21 protein-coding genes and 1 pseudogene are annotated in these 23,995 nt (G+C 42.3%); 13 read left to right on the plus strand and 9 right to left on the minus strand.

Annotation, left to right across the window (positions count from 1 at the left end):
• The first annotated feature begins 186 nt into the window (after positions 1-186).
• Positions 187-1,485: an ABC transporter substrate-binding protein gene (locus V7K21_RS24125; RefSeq protein ID WP_335177709.1), complete on the plus strand. Its 1,299-nt coding sequence runs from the start codon at positions 187-189 to the stop codon at positions 1,483-1,485.
• A gap of 16 nt (positions 1,486-1,501) precedes the next feature.
• Here the strand turns inward: V7K21_RS24125 and V7K21_RS24130 are convergent, their stop codons facing one another.
• The 3 genes from V7K21_RS24130 to V7K21_RS24140 form a co-directional block, all read right to left on the minus strand.
• Positions 1,502-2,800, minus strand: a complete 1,299-nt coding sequence (locus V7K21_RS24130; RefSeq protein WP_335177711.1) for a bifunctional folylpolyglutamate synthase/dihydrofolate synthase — start codon at positions 2,798-2,800, stop codon at positions 1,502-1,504.
• Positions 2,801-3,125: 325 nt separating this feature from the next.
• A complete protein-coding gene (locus tag V7K21_RS24135) occupies positions 3,126-3,251 on the minus strand; it encodes a photosystem II protein Y (protein ID WP_335177713.1) in 126 nt (41 codons plus the stop codon).
• A 234-nt stretch (positions 3,252-3,485) separates the two neighbouring features.
• Positions 3,486-4,013 carry a gamma carbonic anhydrase family protein gene (locus V7K21_RS24140; RefSeq protein ID WP_335177715.1) on the minus strand — a complete coding sequence of 176 codons (528 nt, stop codon included), beginning with the start codon at positions 4,011-4,013 and terminating at the stop codon, positions 3,486-3,488.
• A 242-nt stretch (positions 4,014-4,255) separates the two neighbouring features.
• On the opposite strand from V7K21_RS24140, the gene V7K21_RS24145 reads away from it, so the two are divergent.
• From V7K21_RS24145 to map, 4 genes are all read left to right on the plus strand, one after another.
• On the plus strand, positions 4,256-4,765 hold the full coding sequence (locus V7K21_RS24145) for a TIGR02652 family protein (RefSeq protein WP_442935949.1): 510 nt from the start codon (positions 4,256-4,258) through the stop codon (positions 4,763-4,765).
• Between the two features lie 76 nt (positions 4,766-4,841).
• A complete protein-coding gene (locus V7K21_RS24150; RefSeq protein WP_335177717.1) occupies positions 4,842-5,285 on the plus strand; it encodes a VOC family protein in 444 nt (147 codons plus the stop codon).
• A gap of 141 nt (positions 5,286-5,426) precedes the next feature.
• Positions 5,427-8,309, plus strand: coding sequence for a M16 family metallopeptidase (locus V7K21_RS24155; protein WP_335177719.1), 2,883 nt, complete (start codon positions 5,427-5,429; stop codon positions 8,307-8,309).
• A gap of 83 nt (positions 8,310-8,392) precedes the next feature.
• Entirely contained in the window at positions 8,393-9,220 is an 828-nt protein-coding gene (gene map, locus V7K21_RS24160; RefSeq protein ID WP_335177721.1) for a type I methionyl aminopeptidase, read from the plus strand.
• Between the two features lie 260 nt (positions 9,221-9,480).
• On the opposite strand, the gene V7K21_RS24165 is transcribed toward map, so the two are convergent.
• On the minus strand, positions 9,481-10,935 hold the full coding sequence (locus tag V7K21_RS24165) for a hypothetical protein (RefSeq protein ID WP_335177723.1): 1,455 nt from the start codon (positions 10,933-10,935) through the stop codon (positions 9,481-9,483).
• A gap of 208 nt (positions 10,936-11,143) precedes the next feature.
• Here V7K21_RS24165 and V7K21_RS24170 point away from each other — a divergent pair, with 208 nt between their 5' ends.
• Together V7K21_RS24170 and V7K21_RS24175 are read left to right on the plus strand one after the other, a co-directional pair.
• Complete coding sequence (locus V7K21_RS24170) at positions 11,144-12,547, plus strand: amidase (RefSeq protein WP_335177725.1); 1,404 nt, start codon at positions 11,144-11,146, stop codon at positions 12,545-12,547.
• Between the two features lie 2 nt (positions 12,548-12,549).
• A pseudogene (locus V7K21_RS24175) lies at positions 12,550-12,843 on the plus strand (cyclic nucleotide-binding domain-containing protein); the annotation flags it as partial.
• Positions 12,844-12,926: 83 nt separating this feature from the next.
• Here V7K21_RS24175 and V7K21_RS24180 read toward each other — a convergent pair.
• On the minus strand, positions 12,927-13,355 hold the full coding sequence (locus tag V7K21_RS24180; RefSeq protein ID WP_335177727.1) for a GNAT family N-acetyltransferase: 429 nt from the start codon (positions 13,353-13,355) through the stop codon (positions 12,927-12,929).
• A gap of 91 nt (positions 13,356-13,446) precedes the next feature.
• On the minus strand, positions 13,447-14,313 hold the full coding sequence (locus V7K21_RS24185) for an aldo/keto reductase (RefSeq protein WP_335177729.1): 867 nt from the start codon (positions 14,311-14,313) through the stop codon (positions 13,447-13,449).
• A gap of 386 nt (positions 14,314-14,699) precedes the next feature.
• Between V7K21_RS24185 and V7K21_RS24190 the strand changes: the two genes are divergently transcribed.
• Both V7K21_RS24190 and V7K21_RS24195 read left to right on the plus strand, forming a co-directional pair.
• Positions 14,700-15,236: a hypothetical protein gene (locus V7K21_RS24190; protein WP_335177731.1), complete on the plus strand. Its 537-nt coding sequence runs from the start codon at positions 14,700-14,702 to the stop codon at positions 15,234-15,236.
• A gap of 258 nt (positions 15,237-15,494) precedes the next feature.
• Entirely contained in the window at positions 15,495-15,758 is a 264-nt protein-coding gene (locus tag V7K21_RS24195; protein WP_069070640.1) for a DUF3146 family protein, read from the plus strand.
• 59 nt (positions 15,759-15,817) lie between these two features.
• Here the strand turns inward: V7K21_RS24195 and V7K21_RS24200 are convergent, their stop codons facing one another.
• From V7K21_RS24200 to ntcA, 3 genes are all read right to left on the minus strand, one after another.
• Positions 15,818-16,270 (minus strand): Holliday junction resolvase RuvX, encoded by a 453-nt coding sequence (locus V7K21_RS24200; RefSeq protein ID WP_335177733.1) that lies wholly within the window; start codon positions 16,268-16,270, stop codon positions 15,818-15,820.
• Between the two features lie 145 nt (positions 16,271-16,415).
• Positions 16,416-17,903: a DUF3084 domain-containing protein gene (locus V7K21_RS24205; protein ID WP_335177735.1), complete on the minus strand. Its 1,488-nt coding sequence runs from the start codon at positions 17,901-17,903 to the stop codon at positions 16,416-16,418.
• 168 nt (positions 17,904-18,071) lie between these two features.
• Positions 18,072-18,743 (minus strand): global nitrogen regulator NtcA, encoded by a 672-nt coding sequence (ntcA, locus tag V7K21_RS24210; protein WP_010998529.1) that lies wholly within the window; start codon positions 18,741-18,743, stop codon positions 18,072-18,074.
• A 380-nt stretch (positions 18,744-19,123) separates the two neighbouring features.
• Here ntcA and fabI point away from each other — a divergent pair, with 380 nt between their 5' ends.
• From fabI to V7K21_RS24230, 4 genes are all read left to right on the plus strand, one after another.
• Complete coding sequence (gene fabI, locus V7K21_RS24215) at positions 19,124-19,900, plus strand: enoyl-ACP reductase FabI (protein WP_335177736.1); 777 nt, start codon at positions 19,124-19,126, stop codon at positions 19,898-19,900.
• Positions 19,901-19,967: 67 nt separating this feature from the next.
• Positions 19,968-20,609, plus strand: a complete 642-nt coding sequence (gene hisB, locus V7K21_RS24220; protein WP_335177738.1) for an imidazoleglycerol-phosphate dehydratase HisB — start codon at positions 19,968-19,970, stop codon at positions 20,607-20,609.
• A 153-nt stretch (positions 20,610-20,762) separates the two neighbouring features.
• Positions 20,763-21,746 carry an ABC transporter ATP-binding protein gene (locus V7K21_RS24225; protein ID WP_335177740.1) on the plus strand — a complete coding sequence of 328 codons (984 nt, stop codon included), beginning with the start codon at positions 20,763-20,765 and terminating at the stop codon, positions 21,744-21,746.
• A gap of 239 nt (positions 21,747-21,985) precedes the next feature.
• A complete protein-coding gene (locus V7K21_RS24230) occupies positions 21,986-23,449 on the plus strand; it encodes an SLBB domain-containing protein (protein ID WP_335177742.1) in 1,464 nt (487 codons plus the stop codon).
• Positions 23,450-23,995 lie beyond the last annotated feature (546 nt).

Here is a 23,995-nt window from a genome sequence, read left to right on the forward strand (position 1 = left end):
AAGCCCCCAGCCCCCTTTCCTACAAGGGTTTGGGGAGATAAACTCCACTCTCCAAAGCAAAGAGGGGTTAGGGGAGAAGTTCTTCCAGGATTACTGAATTGGTGTTCTAGGTAATTTATTTAGCCTATAATCTCGACAATTTTGTCTAAGCTTTTCACACTGAGCAAGCGTAAAAATACTGGGAAAATGATTCAATTACGAAAATTTAAACAACTTGTTGCTTTTGTACTGCTTGGCTTATTAACCAGTTGGATTGTAAGTTGCAGCACAGGTAATGTTAGTACAAGTACAAAACAGGCTACTTCAGGAGCGGCAACTATTGAGTTTTGGACGATGCAACTCCAACCTCAATTTACCGACTACTTCAAAAGCCTAATTGTGAATTTTGAATTGCAAAATCCAGGTATAAAGATTAACTGGGTTGATGTACCTTGGGCGGCGATGGAGAACAAAATTTTAACAGCTGTCTCAGCAAAAACGCCACCTGATGTAGTTAACCTGAATCCGGGTTTTGCTTCCCAACTTGCCGGACGAAATGCCTGGTTAGATTTAGATGCAAAAGTCCCAAAGGATGTACGTTCCTCCTATCTACCGAATATCTGGGAATCTTCTACGCTTAATGGCAAGAGTTTTGGGATTCCCTGGTATCTCACCACACGGTTAACCATTTATAACACCGATTTATTAAAACAGGCAGGTATCAATAAACCACCTGCAACCTACAGAGAATTGGCACAAGCAGCTCAACAAATTAAAGATAAAACTGGCAAATATGCCTTTTTTGTGACTTTTGTACCGCAAGATTCTGGTGAAGTGCTGGAATCTTTTGTGCAAATGGGAGTCACTCTAGTAGATGCTGAGGGGAAAGCAGCGTTTAATTCAGCACAAGGTAAAGCAGCGTTTCAGTATTGGGTAGACTTGTATAAAAAAGGGTTGCTTCCAAAAGAAGCTTTGACGCAAGGACATCGCCACGCGATCGATTTATACCAATCTGGAGAGACTGTGTTTCTTGCTTCTGGACCGGAGTTTCTGAAAACGATCGCTAATAATGCCCCGAAAATTGCTCAAGCATCGGGAATAGCTCCTCAACTTACTGGTGACACAGGGAAAAAAAATGTCGCGGTGATGAACATAGTTATTCCCCGCGACACTAAACAACCAGACGGCGCTGTGAAGTTTGCTTTATTTGTTACCAATGACGAAAATCAGTTAGCCTTTGCTAAAGCTGCAAATGTCCTACCTTCTACAGTCAAAGCATTGTCTGATAGTTACTTTAAAGATATTCCAGCTAATGCTTCAACAGTACAAAAAGCGCGAGTTCTTAGTGCTAAAGAACTACAACAGGCAGAAATATTAACCCCGACTTTGAAGGATTTCAACCTTTTACAAAAAGCAGTTTATGAAAACTTGCAAGCAGCAATGTTAGGTGAGAAGAGTATAGATAAAGCTGTAGAAGATGCAGCGCAACAATGGAATCAAAGATAAATTTTGTAATTCGTAATTATGATTTACGAATTATATTGGTTGTAGATAAAAAATCGCCTACTAAATAAAGGGAACCACACAAAACGATTAAATCGTCTGTGATAGCAGTTGAGGTTGCTGCTTCTAATGCTGTGAATAAATCTGGATAGATTTGGCGATCGCCTAATTCTGGACAAAGGCTGTAAGCTAGGTTTGCTAGGTAGTCTAAATCAGCAGAAGTTCTACCCGGCCAAGGTTCTATTGATATTGGTACTAAATAAAGGCGATCGCCTGGTTGTAGCAGGGCGGCAAAAATATCCGCATGATCCTTATCGGAAAACATTCCTATAACCCAACTAACGGGCTTGTGGTTAACTGCATCTAAGCTATCAACATACTGACGAAGAATTTGGGCAGCAGCTGTATTATGAGCACCATCAATTAATAATTTATGGTTGTTCCAGGTAGTCCATTGCATCCGCCCCGGCCACTTAGTTTTTGCCATGCCGTTAATTATGGCTTCTTCCGAAATCTGCCAACCCTGTTGTTGGAGAATTTCTAAAGCAGTTAAAGCCAAAACTGAATTAGTTAATTGAATTTGTCCGGCTAATGGTAAAAGATATTTAATTGATTTAGAATTTTGAATAGTTTGATATTCTGCCCATCCTAACGCTAGTTGACGGGCGGGTTGAGGCGTAAAAATCGGACATTGTAATTCTAAAGCACGCGATCGCACAACTTTCTCTGCATCCGGTGGCAATGGTCCAACCACAACCGGACATCCAGGTTTAAGAATACCTGCTTTTTCTCTAGCAATATCGGCGAGGGTGGGGCCAAGTTGCTGCCAGTGTTCCCGGCTGATGGAAGTGATAATAGTAACCAGCGGTTCCAAGCAGACATTGGTAGCATCCAAGCGCCCTCCTAGTCCGACTTCTACCACAGCCACATCCACTTGCTGCTGGGCAAAATACAACCAAGCAGCCGCCGTTATTACCTCAAACTGAGTTGCCGATTCGTCCTGAGGACGAATAGCAGCTTGGACTTTTTCTAATAATTGGCTCAATTCCTCAAAGGAAATTGGCTGTTCATTTAAACAAATACGTTCCGTCCAATCAACTAAATGGGGAGAAATGTAGCGTCCTGTACGATAACCAGCCTCAGTAAGTACTGAAGAAAGATAGGCACAAACCGAACCTTTGCCATTGGTGCCAGCAACGTGAATTACTGGGATTTGGTGATGAGGATTACCGAGACTTGCCAATAGGTTGACAATGCGATCAAGTCCCAAATGGACACCAAAGCGTTGAAGGGGTTGTATTACAGAATCGATATTCAAGGAAGAAGGAGTGGGGAGTCGGGAATTTTACTTATTTAGGACTTACGCAAGAATTGCTAAAAAGCTTAATTTCTCGTAGACATGTAGTGGCTTGCCGCAGGCTACCGCCAATTTTACCAGATACTACGTGAACGCCTCTCGTCTTTAAGAGTTGACGCTAAAAGAGCCAACTCTACTAGACACTTCGCGATCACACAGCGTCTAGCAGAGAATAATTCAAAGAGTGTGCCTAAGTCCTATTCTTTATTCAGAACTTGGAAAAGAGGAACTGACTGCCCCTGTGAAGAGAAACAGTCGGTTGAAGAGTGATGATATTGAGCCGAATTTAAGCTTCCCGATCAAAAAAGCCTTGAATTTGTCTTAAAGCCGCAGCGCCAATATTAAACGCTGCCCAGCTAGCGGCAATGGCAATTGGTGCTAAAACTATCGCTATACGGAAATCGATATCCATATCTAGAACCCCTCTTTTAAGTAGAAATTAAAGTTTTGTCAACTGCTCTCATTTTTATTTTTAGCTGAAGTGGGCAACTTTTCCCAACCTATATGTAAAGAATGTTTAAATTATGGGGCATTGGGCAATTCAATTTTGGATTTTCGATTGACTATAGCGCAGCGTTAGCGAGTCCGCGAGCGTCTTTTGGATTAAATTTCAATCTAAACATCTAAAATTCTTACTCCCCACTCCCTAAGACTTCTTAAACCCGATATCAGTACCCTTGCCAGCATGAACTAAAGCTAACTTTTGGTAACGTTTAGCGTGTTCAATGAGTTCTGCGGCTTCAGCTTCTGTTACTTGCCGTAACACTTTGCCAGGAATGCCCACAACTAGGGACAACGGAGGTACATCCTTAGTTACGACTGCGCCAGCACCGATAATACTACCAGCACCCACTCGTACCCCGTCTAAAATCACCGCGCCAATGCCAATCAAACTTCCACGCTCAATGTAAGCGGAATGTATTACAGCGCGATGCCCCACGGTAACATGATCTTCTAAAATTGTCGGAAAACCAGGATCACCATGTATAACTGCCCCATCTTGAATATTTGTATATTCGCCAATTTCAATCCGTTCTACATCTCCTCTAACCACTGCTCCATACCAGATGCTCGCCCCTGCTGCTATATTTACCGAACCCATAACAACAGCATTAGCTGCGATAAAGGCAGCTTGAGAAAAATCGACAGATGTCCAGTAAGAAGCGGTAGACACGATAGAATATGAATATGGTACCCAGGAACACTGGAGAAAATCCAACTTGTGAGGCTAGTTTCACAACCAGGATATCACAGCGTCAAGCCTCTACGCTGAGGAAAACACTAGTTAGCAATATTACTGCTGCAAGCCCGTGTCTTTGCAAAAGTGAGCAAGTAACCAAAAGTGGCGAAGCCGAAGTGTATAATCCAACCTACTAGTGCTGGTGAAGACAAAATTATGTTTGTACGCACTTCATGATGAATCCAGGCTTGCAGTACCCGATGTTTGGACCTGAAATACAGTGTCCCCATTGTCGCCAGACTATTCCGGCGCTGACATTAACAGATACCTATTTGTGTCCGCGTCATGGCGCGTTTGAAGCTAATCCTAAAAATGGAGAGTTAATCCATTTGCAATCGGGACGTCATTGGCGAAGGTGGAATAATGAATGGTATAGGCAGCATACTCATCCCGATGGTATTCGCTTTGAAATTCATGAAGCATTAGACAAGCTTTATACTCAAGGCTATCGAGCAACAAAAGTGATAATTGCTCAACGCTATCAGGAATTGATGAGTGGCTACTTGGAACGCAGTACACCTTGGCGTTCTGGACAACCGGAAGCTACTGCTGCTCGACTATACGGCTTACCCGTAGAGTTTAGCCCTGATACCTCAGAAGATGCCTGTTGGGAAGTGATTAATTTTGACTTGGAAAAAGAGCCTGGCGTCCCTGTACGCTACCCCTATTTCAGGTTATTTGAGTAAAGTTACAAGTTAGGAGTTAGAAGTTAGGAGTTAAATTCAACTTATAACTCATAATTTACAACTCCTAACTTTTGTTATGCACCACGTTTCTATTCGGACTGCAAATATTCATCGAGCGATCGCTTTCTACGAACATTTGGGGTTTACAATTTCGGAACGCTTTACTACAGGCTACACCCTAGCTTGCTGGATGGAAGGATTGGGCGGCAGAATTGAACTAATCCAAATTCCTGAACCAAAGCCAGCCCCAGATGCTTTTGCTGACGAACATTATGTGGGGTACTATCATCTCTCGTTCGATTTAACTGAGATTACACCAGATTTACCTAACTGGTTGACAAATTTACAAGAACGTGTATCCGTAGCTGCTGAGAGTCAACCCGAAGTATTACAACCCTTGAAAGTACTTTTAGAACCGACACAACAGCAAATAGGCGATCGCATTTACGAAGTGGCTTTCATCGCCGATACCGATGGCTTACCTCTGGAATTCATTCGGGTTTTAGCAAAACTCCCATAATTTAGCTTTTTTATTACCTTTGTTGCTAATATATTGTTTTTTGTATTGTTACCGAAGTAACAGATTTTGTTACCAGATTAAACTATGGTCACTCTCCAAAATAACTATGTAACTTAATTTACAGATATATCTGCTAAATAAATGTATGGATTTTCCAGATTTTATAAATATCCCTTGCCGTTATTACTTTTAAGCCTATGGCTAGTAGCGGTTTTTTTGTTAAGCGATCAACCTGCTCATAGCCAACATGCAGCTATATCTAACAAAGAAAAATACCAGTCAACCTTCTTAGCAAAAACAATAATGCCCTCAACACTGACAGAAAACGTCCGCAAGACAGTGCTAGAGAATGGTTTAACTGTTCTGATAAAGGAAGTACATACTGCGCCAGTGGTGACAGTGCAGGTGTGGTACAAGGTTGGCTCACGCAACGAAGAACCGGGCGTGAATGGCATTGCCCACCAGTTGGAACACATGATGTTTAAAGGTACAAAAAATCGTCCGATTCAATTTGGACGTTTGTTTAGTGCTTTAGGTAGTGATTCTAATGCTTTCACCAGCTATGACCAAACTGCGTATTACGGTACTGTAGAACGAAACAAGCTGAAAGCGCTTTTGGTGCTAGAAGCAGACAGAATGCAAAATTCTCAGATTGAGCCAGAGCAACTAGCGAATGAAAAGCGGGTAGTAATTTCAGAGTTGCAGGGTTACGAAAATAGCCCAGAATATCGCCTCAACCGCGCCGTCATGCAGGCAGTGTTTCCCAATCATGCTTACGGGTTGCCTGTAGGTGGTACCAAAGCTGATGTCGAGAAATTTGAAGTTGAGCAGGTACAAAAATATTACCGCAATTTTTATAGTCCCGATAATGCCGTCTTAGTGATTGTTGGAGATTTTCAAACTGCAAATACCCTGGAAACAATTAAAGAGGTGTTTGGCAAATTAGCAAAGAACAGTGCTGAGTCAAAAGCCTCACTTAACACTCAACACTCAACCCTCCCAACACTTAGCACTCAACACGGGCTAAACGCCCCGCTAACAGCACGGGCTAAACCACAGCTATCCGCTAACAGCACTCCCATAGTATTGCGAGAACCGGGAGTAGGGCGGCTATTGCAGGCAGTGTATCCGCTACCGGATGCAAATCAACCGGATGTGCCGGCGCTGGATGTGATGGATTACATCTTGACAGAGGGACGGAATTCTCGGCTTTATCAGGTATTAGTGGAATCAGGTTTAGCTAGTGAAGTCACAGCGTCGGTTACCAGTTTGCGAGAATCTGGCTGGTATGAGGTATTGGTGACGGCTGGATCTAAACAAGATTTGAAAAAAATTGACTCAGTGTTGAGTAGTGCGATTGCTAATGTAACAGAAAAAGGTGTGACACCTGAGGAAGTAGAACGAGCTAAAACTCAATTAACAGCAGATGTAATTTTGAGTAACCGTGATATCACCTCTCAAGCAATGCGATTGGGCAATGATGAGACAACTGCTGGTGATTATCGCTACACAGACCGTTATTTGGCAGCTGTCCGTCTGGTGAAGCCGACGGATGTTGTTGCTGTGATTAACAAATACCTGACAAAAGAAGCCCGGATAGCAGGCTTTTTTGAACCAACCCAGAAGCGGATAACAGGAGTTGGTGACAAACCAGACTCAGCTCAAACTACAGATAATTTCTCTCCTGGCGTACCCGTGCTTCCTTCTGAGGTAGCGAAATACTTACCACCTGTGGATTTGGCTAGAGATGCAATCGCACGAGTCTTACCACAGGAATTAAAATTACCTAACGGAATGCGGATATTACTGTTACCTGACAATAGTACTCCCACCGTTACCCTGAGCGGCCACATTCAAGCTGGGACGGAATTTGATCCAGAGAATAAAGCTGGACTAGCTGCTTTTGTCGCAGATAATTTGCTCAATGGTACTAAGAGCAAGGATGTCTTAACTATAGCCAAAGTCTTGGCAGAACGAGGAGTGAGTCTAAACTTTCAAACCTACCGCGAAGGTGTACATATCGAAGGTGATAGTTTAGCAGAGGATTTGCCGATAATCCTGGAGATATTGGCTGATGTTGTCAAAAATAGTACCTTTCCAGTCAAAGAATTGGAATTGCATCGCCAACAAACTTTAACTGATCTGCAACTGGAATTAGATGAGCCATCAGAAGTAGCTAGAAGAATATTTGTTCAGTCAATTTACCCGAAAAAACATCCTTTACATACTTTTCCCACAGAGGAGAGTTTACAGCAGATTCAGCGCCAGGATGTGATTGATTTCAAAGCCAAACATTATCGTCCAGACACGACAGTGCTAGCGCTGGTGGGAGATTTTGATTTAGACATTGTGCGATCGCTGATTAAAAATGAGTTTGGTGACTGGGAAGTTAGCGGCCAAGCACCCACATTAAAATATCCCACGGTATCAATGCCGGAGAAAATAGTCAGTGTAAACCCAGTTTTATCAGGTAAAACCCAAGCTGTTACTTATATGGGTTACACAGGTATTAATCGTTATGATCCTCGGTTTCATGCAGCCTTAGTATTGAACCAGATTTTGGGAGGCGATACCCTATCTAGTAGACTAGGTGCAGAAGTGCGCGATCGCCAAGGTTTGAGTTATGGAATTTATAGCTCCTTCCAAGCCGGGAAAAATGCAGGGACATTTGTGATTGAGATGCAAACTAGTCCAGGAGATAGCACCAAAGCGATCGCTAGTACCCGCCAAATACTACAGCAAATCCATCAACAAGGCGTCACTGCACTGGAAGTAGAAACAGCTAAACGCACCCTCATCAGCAACTACAACGTTTCTCTGGCAAACCCAGAGGAATTAACAGATAGAATTCTGATGAATGAGGTGTATGGACTAGATAAAGGAGAATTACACTCCTTTACCGATAAAATCCAGAAAGTCACCCTTACCCAAGTTAATCAAGCGGCTCGTGAGTTACTCCACCCAGATAAAATCGTAGTCGTTACTGCTGGCCCATCTGTGTTAACAGAGAAAAGCATTAGGTAGAGATGGGCACTAAGCATGGATAATAAAGAAAGAGAAAGCATTGATACTTCAGCGGCAAAGCCACCAGTAATTATTAATTTACTATGAACATTTTCAGTAACTTACTTCCTCAAACAACTCAGCCTACAACATCGAAAAAACAGCGCCGAGGAATTGAAATTAAATCGCCGCGTGAAATTGAAATCATGCGGCAATCAGCGACAATTGTAGCAACTGTCCTCAAAGAAATTTCCGAGCTAGTAAAGCCAGGAATGACCACGGCTGATTTGGACACTTATGCAGAAAAACGCATCCGCCAAATGGGTGCAACACCGAGTTTTAAAGGATACCACGGTTTTCCCGGTTCTATCTGCTCCAGTATCAACAATGAAGCAGTACATGGCATTCCTAGTTCCAAGAAAGTGATTCGCGTAGGGGATGTATTAAAAGTAGATACGGGCGCTTATTACCAAGGCTTTCATGGTGATTCTTGCATTTCAATTGCTGTTGGTGAAGTGACGCAAGAAGCTGCTAAATTAATTCGCGTAGCAGAAGAAGCTTTATATAAGGGCATTGAACAAGTAAAGGCTGGCGTCTACCTGCTTGACTTAGCTGGAGCAATTGAAGACCATGTGAAAGTTAACGGCTTTAGTATAGTTGAAGAATTCACTGGACACGGTGTCGGTCGTAATCTGCATGAAGAACCTTCAGTATTCAACTACCGTACCCGCGAGATGCCAAATGTTAAACTCCGTGCGGGGATGACACTGGCAATTGAGCCAATTTTAAATGCGGGTTCTAGACACACCCGGACATTATCTGACCGTTGGACAGCAGTAACTGTGGATAATTCTTTGTCGGCTCAGTTTGAGCATACAGTGTTGGTTACAGAGACTGGTTATGAGATTTTGACTGACCGTTCTAAGGTGTAGTCGTGTCAAGACTACGAGAAACCAGATCCCCGACAACTTTTACGAAGTCAGGGATCTGCAACTTGCAATTTTTACAAATAAAATAAGATTACTATAGTCTATTTATTAATTTTGGATTAAGTAGATAAGCACAAATAAACCTAACTATGTAACAAAATGTAAAAAGCTAGAAGCTCTTGTGATTGCTTCACTTCATTTCATTACGTACCCTACGGGAAGGCTTACGCCAACGCAATCACATAGTTATAAATCTTTCCCGCCTACCTACTTATTTGACTGATAGCTGCATAGTTAGTTTTATAAATAGTAAGTGTTTCTTTAGCTTGTATAGAGATAGACGTACTCTCTGGAATAGTTTCTAATAAATTGATTGCTTGTTGCCATTTATCTTGTGCTTGCTGCCGAATTAGTAGCGAATGAGATGAATTTTGTCCAAATAAATTAGCTTCTATTGCTAATTTTTGGGCTGATTCTAAGTTTGCTAAGGCTTTCTTTTCAATTAAGACTCTTTGACTGATAAATTTATAGTTAATTCGATAGTAAGCCAATTTCTTATTTGCCTGGTCATAAACTGATGTTTCATTAGGAATACTATCTAACAAGATTATTGCCTGATACCATTTGTTTTGTGCTTGTTGCCAAACTTTTAGAGGATGCGGTGGTTTTTGAACTAGAGAAGCAGCCTCCATACCAAGTTTTTGAGCAGATTTAAACTTGACGATCGCACTTCCCTCTTGAGTTAAACTTAGACTTTGCTCTTGAATTTTCCAACTACCAAAACCTAAGATTAATAAACTTGAGGCGATGAGCAAAGCCGAACGGACTATTTTTTGTGTCGATGATGGTACTATTTCTACATGCTGGCTAATAATTGCTTCTTTACTACTTTCCTGTTTAATCTTTTTTAGGGCTTGTTCTGCCTGTTCCCTTAAAGTGTCAGCCTGAATAATTAAAGCAACAATTTGTTCTTGGAAAAAATCACAATCATTCAGAATATCTGTCAATTCTTGAAATTTGCCATCACTTGATATAATTAATTCGTGGTCATCATCTAACCATTCTAAAACGAAGCCCGATTTGCCACAAAAAGCAGATACTCCTAATAAAATATTTAATAAGCTACGACTATTTTTAATCGTATTAAAAATATAATTTAACTTCTGTTGCAACTGTAATAATTCATTTTGAGAATTACTGATATTTTGAATTTGATGCTCTAATAAATGAGAGTTTTCCAAATATAAGTTAATTTTTAAGCTTTCAGCAATTACCTGAAAATTGGCACTAAGGCTGAGATGATTAATATCAGAATTGATTTGATTGACTAACTGAACATCACTGAGAATATCAGTAGCTATTGCCTGCAAAAAATAACCCCATTCAATCCAACCATCAATTTTTGATTGTAAATCAGTTAATGAAATTTTAGTTTTTGAGTTGCCAAATTTTTCTGCTATAGCTGAATCTACTAACTCAACACAAGGTATAAAAAAACTAGTTGCAGTACTTATTCGAGGAAGTGTAGCGATCGCAGAATTGTTGATGTTATCAAACTTAAATTCCTGAGCAATTAATTTTTTAAGATTTCGTAATTGTTCCTGAACATTATTGATCAGGATAATTTGTTCCATGATTTGATTAGAATCGCCAATATTCAGTTTGAGACTCTGAATCAGTGTTGGCAATTCACTAACAAGTATTTCTAGGTTAGCCATAAATACCCCTTAGGGATTTGTTGAAAGTTTATACGAAACAATTAAAATGGCTTGAGTAAGAACATAACCACGCCTGTTGCATCTGAGCATCCTAAGGGAGTGACATATCTCAGGAGTTATAAAATGTATAGTTCCCGGAAATCCTGCTAAAGTAACAATTGAAGTTTCAAAATTCCAGAGAAAGCCAAAATTACCCATTCACTAACTTATGAATGAAGTTGATTTAGCGTTTACCCCAGCATTAGAGTTGGCGCAATTAATTCGTCGCCGGGAAGTATCACCGTTAGAGTTGGTGGAAATATATTTAGAACGGATTGGGCAGTTAAATCCCCAATTAGGAAGTTATTTTACGGTGACGGCAGAATTAGCGATCGCAGATGCCAAAGCCAAAACAGAATTATTGACAACTACCTCCGAATTACCGCCATTTTTTGGGGTGCCGATTTCTATTAAAGACCTCAATGCTGTAGCGGATGTTACCTGTACTTTTGGAAATCCGGCATTACTGAACAATATTCCTAACTATGATGATGGCGTTGTGACACGGATTAAGCAAGCTGGGTTTACTATTATCGGTAAAACGGCTACTTCCGAATTAGGTTCATTCCCATACAGCGAACCTACGGGTTTTCCCCCAGCTAGAAATCCGTGGAATTTAGAATACACCCCTGGCGGTTCCAGTGGTGGCGCAGCGGCGGCGGTAGCAGCGGGATTGTGTGCGATCGCTCAAGGTTCTGATGGCGGTGGTTCAATTCGGGGGCCTGCGGCTTGTTGTGGTTTGGTGGGACTAAAACCATCCAGGGGCAGAGTGAGTAAAGCACCCGTAGGTGAACGCCTGGCTGGAATTGCCGCCAACGGCCCAATCGCCCGGACTGTCGCTGATGCTGCTGCCCTTTTGGATGCCATCTCTGGCTATGTCACAGGCGATCCTTACTGGTTGCCCGATCCTGAACCATCATTTCTCGCCGCTACTCAAACAAAACTCGGTGCTTTGCGAATTGCTTTTGACACTAGCATTTCTCCTTTGGGAGAAGCTGACGCCAACTGTCAGCAAGGTGTCCGCCAAACAGTCGAGTTATTAGAACAACTCGGCCACCAAGTTGAACAGAAATCTCCAGATTTTAGCGGTTTAGTTGAACCATTTCAAATCGTCTGGCAAGCTGGGGTAGCTGCGTCAGGACTTCCTATTGAAGCTTTGCAGCCATTGAATCGCTGGCTATTTGCCCGTACAGGTTCTGTTGCAGAATACCTGAAAGCAGTTTCGCAAATGCAGATAGTGGCACGGCAGATTGTGGCGTTTTTCGATACCGTGGATGTGCTGGTATTGCCAGTTTATCTACATTCACCTATCCGCGTTGGGGAATGGGCTTCGCTGAGTCCAGAAGAGACATTCCAAAATATTATTGAATGGGTTGCCCCTTGTCCACCTGCTAATGCAACTGGACAGCCTGCGATCGCAATTCCTGTAGGCTTTGATAGTAGGGGTTTACCCATTAGTGTGCAGTTAATTGGCAAACCTGCGGCTGAAGCTACCCTGATCAGCCTAGCAGCACAATTAGAAGCGGCTAACCCTTGGATTGATCATCGTCCAGCCTTTGCAATATCAGGCTAATCATGCAGGCATCCCTGGAACAACTTTCACAAATTATTGTGTTTGCAGGTTTAGAAACAGCAGACAAAGTAAGTTTGCAACCTTACACTCAAGTGCAACGGTATCGCAAAGGAGAGATTATTCTACATGAGGGCGATGTCTTACCAGCAAAACTCTATGCTGTTGTCAGTGGTTCAATTCAAGTTACCAAAACAGCGATAACGGGGAAAGAAACGATTCTCCGTGCCTTAGCTGCTGGAGAAATTTTTGCGGCTCCAGCTTTATTAGGAAATGGAATTTCTCCAGCAACTGTGACTATAGCATAAAGAAAATTGTCGTACCATCTACCTTTAATTAACTCTTTTTCCCGTAGATGACCCTCACAACGCATACCAATTTTTTATAATACCCTTACAGAAGCAACATTCTCTGCGACACACCAAGACCAGATACGATGCATTCCCAGTTCTTCAAAGCCAAACTTTAAAATGGCCTGTGCTGCTTCTGTTGCATAACCTTGTCCCCAATACTGAGTATTTAGTTCATAACCGATATTTGCTTCCCGCATTTCCTGGTCGTTTACACGAATACCACAATTGTCAATAAGCCGATTTTCTTCTTTGAGGACAAAAGCTAACTGAAACTTTGTTCGTGGTTGCTCTTTTTGCTGATCAATAAACATCTGGATAAACTCGCAAACATCCTTTTGTGTCCGCTGCGTCCAATCGTTGTAACGCAAATACAAAGGATCAGATTGATATGCAAAAACCGCCTGCCAGTCTGCCTCTATAAAGTCACGCATTAGCAAGCGGTGTGTTTCTAAGATCATGTCTTTTCTCTATGCGCTGAGTGCAGGCAATCTAGGAATTTTAACTTTTACATTTTGCACCCTGCTAAATCTACGTAAGCTAGTGGAATGATTAAGTTGCCCGATCAATTTTTTCCACTTCTTGATCAGATAGTTTCACATTTATAGCTTGTGCTGAGTCTTCAATGCTGGAAATCTTGCTAGCACCAGGAATTGGCAAAATAGCAGGCGATTTGGAACGCAACCACGCCAAAACGATATTGTACACTGACACACCTTTTTCTTTCGCTAATTGAGCGATCGCAGGGATATCTTGCAAGTCCTGATGGCGACGCCTACCACCAAAGGGACTCCAAGGCAAAAAGGTCAATCCTTGCTGTTCGCAATACTTCAACACGCCATCTTTTTCTGGCTGTCGTTGCCAAGGGCTGTACTGATTCTGCACCGAGATAATATCTACCACATCCCGCGCCTGCTTAATTTGTTCTACGGAAAAGTTAGAAACTCCCACAAACCGAATCAAACCAGCCTCCACTGCTTCTTTCACTGGCGCAAGGGATTCTTCAATGGTGTAATTAGAATCGGGAGAATGGTATTGCCAAACATCGATAGGTTTAGCACCACCCAACGCCTCAAAACTAACTCGAATTGTTTCGCGCAAATGTTCTGGGTTGCCGTTGCTTGTCCAGTTGCCATTGGGACGCATCAAACCGCCCTTAGTTGCCACAATTACTTGGCTAACATCGCCTTTGTAACTACTAAGTGCTTTGTGAATTAATTGCTCGTTGTGGTGCTTTTCTGACTCATCTTTACAGTAAGAGTCGGCAGTGTCAATAAATGTAATACCCAGATCCAAGGCCCGATGAATAACTTGGATTGATTGCGATTCGGGAGGGCGATTAGAAATTGACATGGGCATACCACCCAAACCGATCGCACTCACAAAGATACTACTTTTTCCTAGCTGTTTGGTTTCCATGCTTCTAGCTATAGCTTTCTGCCCCAATTATGTACCAGCTAGCCAAAGCTTTTTTAGCGATTCATCGGAAATCTTCCCTAGTACTTAGACTTGGCGATAAGTGAATGGGCTACGAGGGGAATACTCTACTCAGGGATTAAGTATTCTATACACAAATACCGATGAAAATTGTAGAGGAAACCCGCACTAGATTGCAACTCAAACATCGACCACTCAGATATTGGTTCAGCGGGGGGTGCATTTTTACTATCTGTTTAAGCTTTTTGATTTACTGCTTAGTTTTTGATTCTGCTTCAGTTAGTCTCAATTGCACTCGACCTTCACCAAACCAAATAAACTGTGAATTGAAGCGGTTTAATTTGCTGGGAAGTATGGAGAAACTCAAAATGTTTGATCTCCAGGAAGCATACATTCTTACAAAGACTGGTAGCAAAGGATCGAAAACTTATCAAGTTATGATTGTGACTCCATTTGGAGACTTTGCTCTGCTGTCACATGTTAGCTATCAAGAGAATCAAGAAGTTGTTTTTGAAATTAACGATTTTATCAGCTCTGAGCAAACTTCCCTATTAGTGCAGCAGAATCAGCGAAATTACCTATTTTTATTAAATTTATTTACATTGATTATTATGGTGATCGCTGCTTTTTTCGCCACATCACCTGTAACTACCTGCACCTTCTATAAGAGTATCGATAAGGTATTTATCGAACGTAAAAGTTTGCGTGTAAACCTAGTTATCGAACATCCATTAAAATATATTCTGCGTTTTGATATCCAAGAAAAGCAATATAAATACTCCAAACTTTATCGGGCTGTAATTTTGCTGAAATCCTTCAAGGAAATCCCAATTAATCCACAATACACTGATGAAAGGAGCATTAGATATGCAGTTTCTAGGATACACTCATTCCTCAGATATTAACAAAAATCACCATAACATCCTGTAGGGTCAATTTATGAATTGCCTCTACGTGAATAAAGCGCAACCTCACATGGAATTGGTATGAACTGTCTTGGGTTATAACTACGACTTCAAGATACCGAAGTCGTTTTGCTTATTAACACAACCTAGTCAACTACAAATACCCACTTTGTCAGTTTGTTTAATTAAGCTATGTTTGGTAAATAAAATAAGTAGCCTACATGATCGGCTGTTATTCCACACTTGACATAAAGCATTGTGAGTGCCAAACGTCTGCCAGAAACCATTGCCCATGTTAGAATTACTCGCCAATCCTGGCAACACGGCTTCCTTGAAGGCGAAGTGAGTGCGGGTGAGTTTGAGTGGCATTTCCAGTGGCATTTTCGCCGGGGGGAACTTGCCGTCAAGCCTTCCCAAGGCCGTGCCTTAATCAAAGAACCCCTTGGTCGATTCTTGGAGCAACAAGACTACCAGCTAGAGCCTGGAGGAGACTATGCTTTCACTATTCGGGCGGAACTTTAAAAGTTAGGAGTGATTCAATTTTAGATTTTGGATTGAAGAAAAAATCTAAAATCCAAAATCTAAAATTGGTTGAGTGCTGATTCCGTGAGGCGATTTAAGTATCTTTCGATTAACAGGATGGCAACAATGTCATCTATCGGTCTTGGTGGCTGTCGCAGACCCTGCGGCAATAGCTTCATTAGCCCTTTGGGCGGGAACATTTGCCAATAGCGATCGCGTGCTTCTAAGGTTGTGTAGCGCTCATCCACTAAAATGATATTCAGCGGTTCTGTCAATTCCTGATATAATTGCTGTCTCCACTGCTTTGCTGTAGTTTGGTCTCCCATAACCATCAAGGAGATCGGAAATTTTTGACGGAGTGTCTCAATGGTAGCGATCGCCTCTTTTGCTAACACGACCTGATGATAATGCAATTGCCGATCCAGTCCCATCACCGCTAAACCACACTTATCTCGACCTGGATCAAACCCTAAAATAACTGGTTGCGTTGGTGAAAATTCACGGAAAATCATAATAAATTCAAAATTCAAAATGAAGAATTAGAAATGTTCGCATAGCATCTCGTAGAGAATAAATGCAATTGCAGCAAGTATTTTAGCTACTGTTCAAATATGTTTAAATCTTACTAATAACAGTGTGCAAATATTTTTTTATTTTTTAAGTACTAAAAATGATTTGTCCGTTTACTATTGCCACTAATTTTACTCTCAATGGCCCGGCTGTATAAGTGTCCTCTGCTGCGATCGCTTTAACTTCCAATGGTTGATTATACTGTCTTAATTGGGTGACAAAGCGCAGAAAAGTCCCGTCTACTTGGACATCTTCGACAATTCCAGCGTTACGGGCACGAAATTGGGAAGCAGAAATCAGTATTTCCAGCCGCTGCTGTAACTCATAAGATGTCATGGTTTGGGAATCGGCAGTGGTTGTGGCCAGGACTGCGCCTCCCGAAAATACTAATTGATTGCGGGCTGTATCGGCGAAAAATTCTATCTGCTTTTCTCCCCTGACGTAATTACCAGCCGAGAAAATTCGCACCACGTATTCTTGACCATCCTCAATCTGCTTGCTCAATTGCTCAACTCTATCCTGGGTCACACGTAGTAACTCTACATTGGCAGGAGCACCAGGCTCACTTAATTTCTGGTTGGCGTTGCGATTGGCTTCTTGTAAAAGTTGTACTACTGCCTGGTGAGCAGCAGCAGGTTGAGTAACACGAACTACACCAGCAGACAGAACTTGACCGCGAACTAAGGCCAGCTTACCTAGACGCAGGTCGCGGTAGGACTGATAATATTTTTCCAGCCTTGCAACTTCCAGTTCTAGCTGCTCCTGTTGCGCTTCCAATTCTTTAAGGCGCGATTCACGTTTGGCAATCACTTGCTCTCGCGCCGTAATTTCTACATTCCGCTTTTGAATTAGTTGATCGAGCTGGACGATTTTTTGATCGCGCACTTCTATCGCTTCTTGACGGTTAGCAAGTTCGCGATCGCGTTTTTCAATAGCTGTTTTGGCTTCGTCAATGGCTTTTTTAGCTTCAGCGTACAGTCGTTGACGTTCTGTCTTCAGTAGTTCTACTGCCGCCTGTAGCTCCTTTCTCTGATTGTAAACGCTTTGGAGTTCAGTTATGGCTTTTTGGTACTGAGTTACAACTTGTCCTAGCTGACCTTGAGTCCGTTGGAGTTGAGTTTGGGTTTGAGCTTGTTGATTAATGGTGCGATTCAACTGAGCTTGTGTTTGGCGTTGTTTGGCATTCGCCGCCTGCAAATATTGATTGATTACCTGCAAGTCTTGTTGTGCTTTTGCTTGGGCAATTCTTGCTTGGTTTAGCTCACTCTCTACCTGACTTTTCTGAGTTTCTGCGGTTTTTAGCTGTTCCCGCTTCTGCCTGAGGTCTGTTTGAATATCCTCTAATTCAAAGACTCCCTTTCGCAAGCCTTCGTCGGCAGTGAATAAAATCCCTAAAGTTGATGCTGAAATCAAACCACCCGTAAAAATTGTTACTAGTACAGCAGTGTTTTTCGGACGAAGATTAAAAAGTGAGAGGCGGGCTTTGCCAACTCGTGTGCCGATGCGATCGCCCACGGTTGCAATTACGCCTCCCAGAATTAAAATTGCTGCGATGAGGATGTATCCGGTGGTCATTTTTAGCTACCGAAATCCTTCCAGATACAGCCTACTACTTTTAACCATTGTCTGGAAAGAAGTGGAAATTGGCAATAGCTGAAATTACTCAATTTTAGATTTACCTCTAGCTATTAGTGCCATTTTTCAAAATACAACACGCGCCGATTCCCCTTTCTCCAATTGCATTTATGTGAATTGCCTACTTAAGGTAACAGGTTTGTGCACAGTAATCTTCTTTTTGTGGATAGAAATCATCTTTTTTTCACGCAAATCCCCCAGCAGCCTAGTGACAGTAACACGAGTTGAACCAATTGCCTCTGCGATCGCTTGATGAGATAACTTCAAATCAATAGTGATCCCATCTGCACAAGGAACCCCAAAATCCCGACAAAGAATTAACAAAAAACTCACCAACCTGGAACCCATATCTCGGTGAGCGAGAGTTTCAATCATCATCTCCGTCTGTAAAATGCGCGAAGACAGACCTCGCAGCATTAACATTGATAATTCTGGATTTTCCTTGAGTGCTTGCTCCACTTGTTCAATTGGTGCTGACAGTAATTCCACAGGGGTAAATGCAACCGCATGGTAAAACCTATCCGACTTATTTCCTGTCAGCAAAGACAATACACCAAAAACACTATTTTCTCGCAGCAGTGCTACCGTTATTTCCTCTCCTGCCTCGTACACCCTGGAAAGTTTAACAGCACCTTTCAAAAGAAAATAAACTCGTTCGGCAGGATCGCCAGGAAAAAAGATCGTTTTATTGCGTTCAAACGTTTCCACAACTGGCGGAAACGCCCCGGTCGCCATCTGACGAAATACATTTGCTAGGGCTTTATCTTGTGTCACGATCATCTCCCTTCCCCTACCCAATGCCGGAAAAACAAAAACTGATTACCTAAGAATACACCTGAAAAATGAATAAAGCACCGTCAACCTTTCTGTACTTTCCTATACTCAAACTAATCGCTTCATAACTCTTTGTTTATAATGATACATAATTGTTGATCCTTTCAGCTACTAGTTCTTGATAAGTAGTTCCAATAGCTGTATTAAAAAGGGTTTTTTAAAGAACAAATAAAGATATCTTGAGAATATCTTTAGGAAAAATCAAGAATTTTGTCACAGGAAACACCCTTACCAATATTCATTTTTGCAAATCCTATGTAAAACAAAGACAAAACGTGCCTCAGATTCTAGTATGCTCCTAATGATCGATCGCATTAATAATTTCTATGCTGAATCTGACTGGAAAAAATGCTCTTGTTACAGGTATTGCCAATAACCGCTCGATCGCCTGGGGCATCGCCCAACAGCTGCATAAAGCCGGAGCAAACCTGGGTATTACCTACTTGCCGGATGAACGCGGCAAGATGGAGAAAAAAGTTGCGGAATTAGTAGAACCCCTCAACCCCAGCTTATTTCTTCCCTGTAATGTCCAAAATGATCAACAGATTCAATCTACTTTTGAAACAATTCGTGATCAGTGGGGGAAGCTAGACATCCTCATCCATTGTCTTGCCTTTGCTAGCAAAGATGATTTGAGTGGAGATTTTAGCCAAACCTCTCGTTCAGGCTTCAACACCGCCTTAGAAATCAGTACCTACTCGCTGGTGCAGTTAAGTGGTGCAGCTAAACCTTTGATGACAGACGGAGGTAGTATCGTCACCTTGACATATTTAGGCGGTGTCAGGGCAATCCCTAACTATAACGTTATGGGAGTTGCCAAGGCGGGGTTAGAAATTAGTGTGCGTTACCTAGCCGCTGAACTAGGGCCGCAAAATATCCGCGTCAATGCCATCTCCGCAGGCCCCATCCGCACTTTGGCATCTTCAGCGGTAGGTGGTATTTTGGATATGATTCATCATGTAGAAGAAGTAGCTCCCCTACGACGCACCGTCACTCAGTTAGAAGTGGGCAATGCTGCGGTTTTCTTGTGTAGTGATTTGTCCAGCGGCATTACCGGACAAATTCTGTATGTAGATGCAGGATATGAAATTATGGGAATGTGACGCGATAAAGTGAGGAGTTAAGAGTTAAAAATTCATAACTCCTAACTTCTAACTCTTTCCACTCCCCATGCAAACAACCAATCGCCAAGTTAATTCAAACTACGACCAGTCAACTAAAACCCCTCGGATTGCTACTGTTCACCGCACCACTGGTGAAACCAATGTGCAAGTTACCATCAACCTGGATGGTAGAGGAACTTGCAACGCAGCAACTGGCATTCCGTTTTTGGATCATATGTTGCATCAAATTGCCTCCCACGGGCTGATTGATATAGATGTTCAAGCCAAAGGAGACTGGGAAATTGATGACCACCACACCAACGAAGATGTAGGCATTACCTTAGGGCAAGCTTTGAACCAAGCACTGGGCGACAGAAAAGGCATTGTCCGCTTTGGTAATTTTCTTGCACCACTGGATGAAGCCTTAGTTCAGATAGCGCTAGACTTTTCCGGACGTCCTCACCTTAGCTACGGCTTGCAAATTCCTAGCCAGCGGGTAGGAACCTATGATACCCAACTGGTGCGCGAATTCTTTGTGGCACTGGTGAACCATAGCCAAATGACACTGCATATTCGGCAACTGGATGGCATTAATTCCCATCACATTATTGAAGCAACATTTAAGGCGTTTGCGAGGGCAACCCGGTTGGCAGTGGAAATCGACCCCCGTCGGGCTGGTATAATTCCCAGTTCTAAAGGCGTTTTGTAAAGCTAGCGAGAATTACTTACCAGGACTGACATTTATAGTATTAATTCAGCTACTCTGTTTGCGATAATTGACACACTGCTTCGTGATGGTTATTATCAGCCTATCGGGTAACTTGTAATTAATACCAAGCTGGTAAATAGCGATTTAATCGAGATGAAGTCTGTTGCAGATGACCCTGATTCTCAACTTAATCCGACAAACACTGCGCCAGTAGTCCTAACTTCTGAGTTGCGAAAAGTCTATCGCACTGGTTTTTGGCTAAATCAAAAAATCCTATCTCTCAAAAACTGTTCTTTAACAGTTTACAAAGGGGAAACCTTTGGGTTGCTGGGGCCAAATGGTGCGGGTAAAACCACCCTTTTAAAATTGTTGCTGGGAATTATTCGTCCTACCTCTGGACGGGGATTATTATTGGGTAAACCAGTAGGCGATCGCACTATCAAGCAACATATCGGCTATCTGCCGGAAAATCCCTATTTGTATGACTATCTCACTGGCTGGGAATTTTTGCAGCTAGCAGCTGGGCTATTCCAAATTCCCAAAAGTGTCCAACGCCAACGCATTCCCCAACTGCTGGAATTAGTGGGTTTATCCCAAGCCGATGCCCGCAAAAAGCTGCTGCGCCGCTATTCCAAAGGAATGCTACAGCGTGTTGGCATGGCACAGGCGCTAATTAACGAGCCAGATTTGGTTTTTCTCGATGAACCGATGTCTGGTCTTGATCCTGTGGGACGCTACCAAATGCGGGAAATTATCCTGGCGCTAAAAGCTGCTGGTAAGACGGTTTTTTTTAATAGCCATGTTCTTAGTGAAGTAGAACAGATTTGCGATCGCATTGCCATCCTCGCGCAAGGTGAATTAATTTGCTCTGGTTCCCTTAATGAACTCTTAGGCACGAAAAACACATATCACGTCAAAGGCCAAGGTGGTGACTGGGAAGTTCTCAAAAAATGGATACCTACTCTCAGATTTGAACCAGATGGTTCCTGGCAAGGTACACTACAAGACGATTACTATGATTTTCTCGCCAGTCTTCGTCTCATGGAGGGTAAAATTATTGCCATGAACTTGTCGCGTTACTCCCTAGAAGAGTTTTTTATTCAACAAATCGAAATAAAAAATAACTCACTGAAATAGTCTTGTTGCTTATTGCCAAATAGTAAATTTTAGGTGTTTAAAATTGCTATATCCATCAAGCAGAGTTAACTTTAAATTAACTTCACTAAAAATTCAAATTCAATCAACAAATTTCCTCCGGGAAATCACACTTTTCGAGGAAAATAAGAGTGTCAGGGAACTTGAATACTTAGGTATAGTCAAAATAAAAATGTTTAGACAGTACATTATTGATCGTAGTTTCAGAGTCTCAAGTAAATATGTTTAACATAAGTTTGTTTAAATTCCTAACTCAGCCAGTTGTGGGTGTGGCTTTGTTAACTGCTGTCAATGCCGCTGTGCCATGTATCAGTCTAGCTCAGGGACAACCATTACCACCAACTACACAAACACAAATAGATACTAATTATTCATTAGGAGGCGGCGATCGCATCCGTGTAAATGTATTTGAAGTACCTGAATATACAGGTGAATACCAAATTCCCCCAGGTGGAGCAATCAACCTGCCTTTAATTGGCAGCGTGTCAGTCCTCGGTCTAACAACTGAACAGGCTGCTGACGAAATTGCTAGAAGATATGCTCGCTTCCTCAAACGTCCCTTAATCTCAATCAATTTGTTATCGCCTCGTCCCATCAATGTTTTCGTTGCTGGAGAGGTGACACGTCCAGGAGCTTACACTCTCAGCTTGAGCGGAGGCGCGGGAGATAATCCAGGCGTACAATACCCCACAGTATTAACTGCATTGACAACAGCACAGGGGGTAACCCTGGCTGCGGATGTGACTCAAGTTCAATTACGGCGTAAAATAGGACGCTCCTCAGAGCAAGCCGTCAGTGTCAATTTGAAGGAACTCATTCAAACAGGCAGATTATCACAGGATATTACCTTGCGGGATGGAGACACCATAGTTGTCCCAACAGCAACCAACTTCAACGTGGCAGAATCCCGCAATCTTTTTGCAGCTAACTTTGCCGCTAGCCAAACCACACCTCGTACAGTAACAATTATTGGTGAAGTTAACCGTCCCGGTTCCTATCTTGTCACCCCAGGTAACACAGATGCCCAGGGGAACGCAACCCCTAATACCGTTAACAGTGGCACTGCCAATCCCGCTGGTCTACCAAATGTGACGCGGGTAATTCAACTAGCTGGGGGAATTACAGCACAGGCTGATGTTCGTAATCTCAGGCTACGCCGACCTACACGATCCGGCTCAGAACAAGCTATAGATATTAATCTTTGGCAATTATTGCAGAGTGGTGACGCTAATCAAGACATCATTGTGCAAGACGGAGATACAATTGTTATTCCAACGGCTACTGAAATAAACCCCGCAGAAGCTACTCAATTAGCTACCACTACTCTGTCTCCTACACGTATTCAAGTTGGTGTGGTAGGTGAAGTTAAAAAACCAGGCTTAACAGACGTTCAGCCAAATAGCTCTTTAAATCAAGCTATACTCGCTGCTGGAGGATTTAATGATGCCAGAGCTAGTAGTAAGGCTGTTGATTTGATTCGCCTCAACCCTAATGGTTCTGTCACTAAACGGATAGTAAAAGTGGATTTCTCCGCTGGGATTAATGAGCAAACTAATCCTATACTCCGTAATAATGATGTTGTGGTAGTCAACCGATCTGGTTCAGCTAAGACTGGCGATACCATAAGCACTATAACTGGACCTCTAGGTATTATCTTTAGTCTTCTGAATTTGGTCGGACTTTAGTTTAAAGTACAGATGTGAATTGGGGGCGTTGGTCAACCCCCTCTGTCCCTCAAATTACACTATCTATGAGTCAAAGCTTAATAGTCAAGAGTTAATACAACCCTACTTAATCATTGAATCATTGATGAGAGAGAAAAAAGCTGAAAAGTTTATAGCTACGTACTTTTAACAAGAAAGAATTTAGGAGTCAAGAGTCAAAAGCCAAAATTCAAAATTAAATTCTGTGCAACTGGTGAAGCAGCGCGGTCTTCTCCCTACAGCCCCTCTCAAGACAGGAAACGCTCTTGCATTCGGGCATCCTACGGCAGGCGTTAGCGTCTCCGTCAGAAGAAAGGTGGATGAATAAATGGGTTAAGTCTGCCACCAAATTTTCTTGTTTTGTGGTCAACTTTCGTAGTAGTGGGTCTGAATTCCCCACGGTCGTTGATTCTGCATTCAGAATCAATCTCCATATTTTCTCAAGATTTAATTTGGATTGCTATAAAAAACAACTTTCTTATTAATTCATAATGGGACTATTAAATTAACTCTTGTACTGCCTTTTGA

This window comes from Nostoc sp. (assembly GCF_036919595.1).
Lineage (GTDB): Bacteria > Cyanobacteriota > Cyanobacteriia > Cyanobacteriales > Nostocaceae > Nostoc.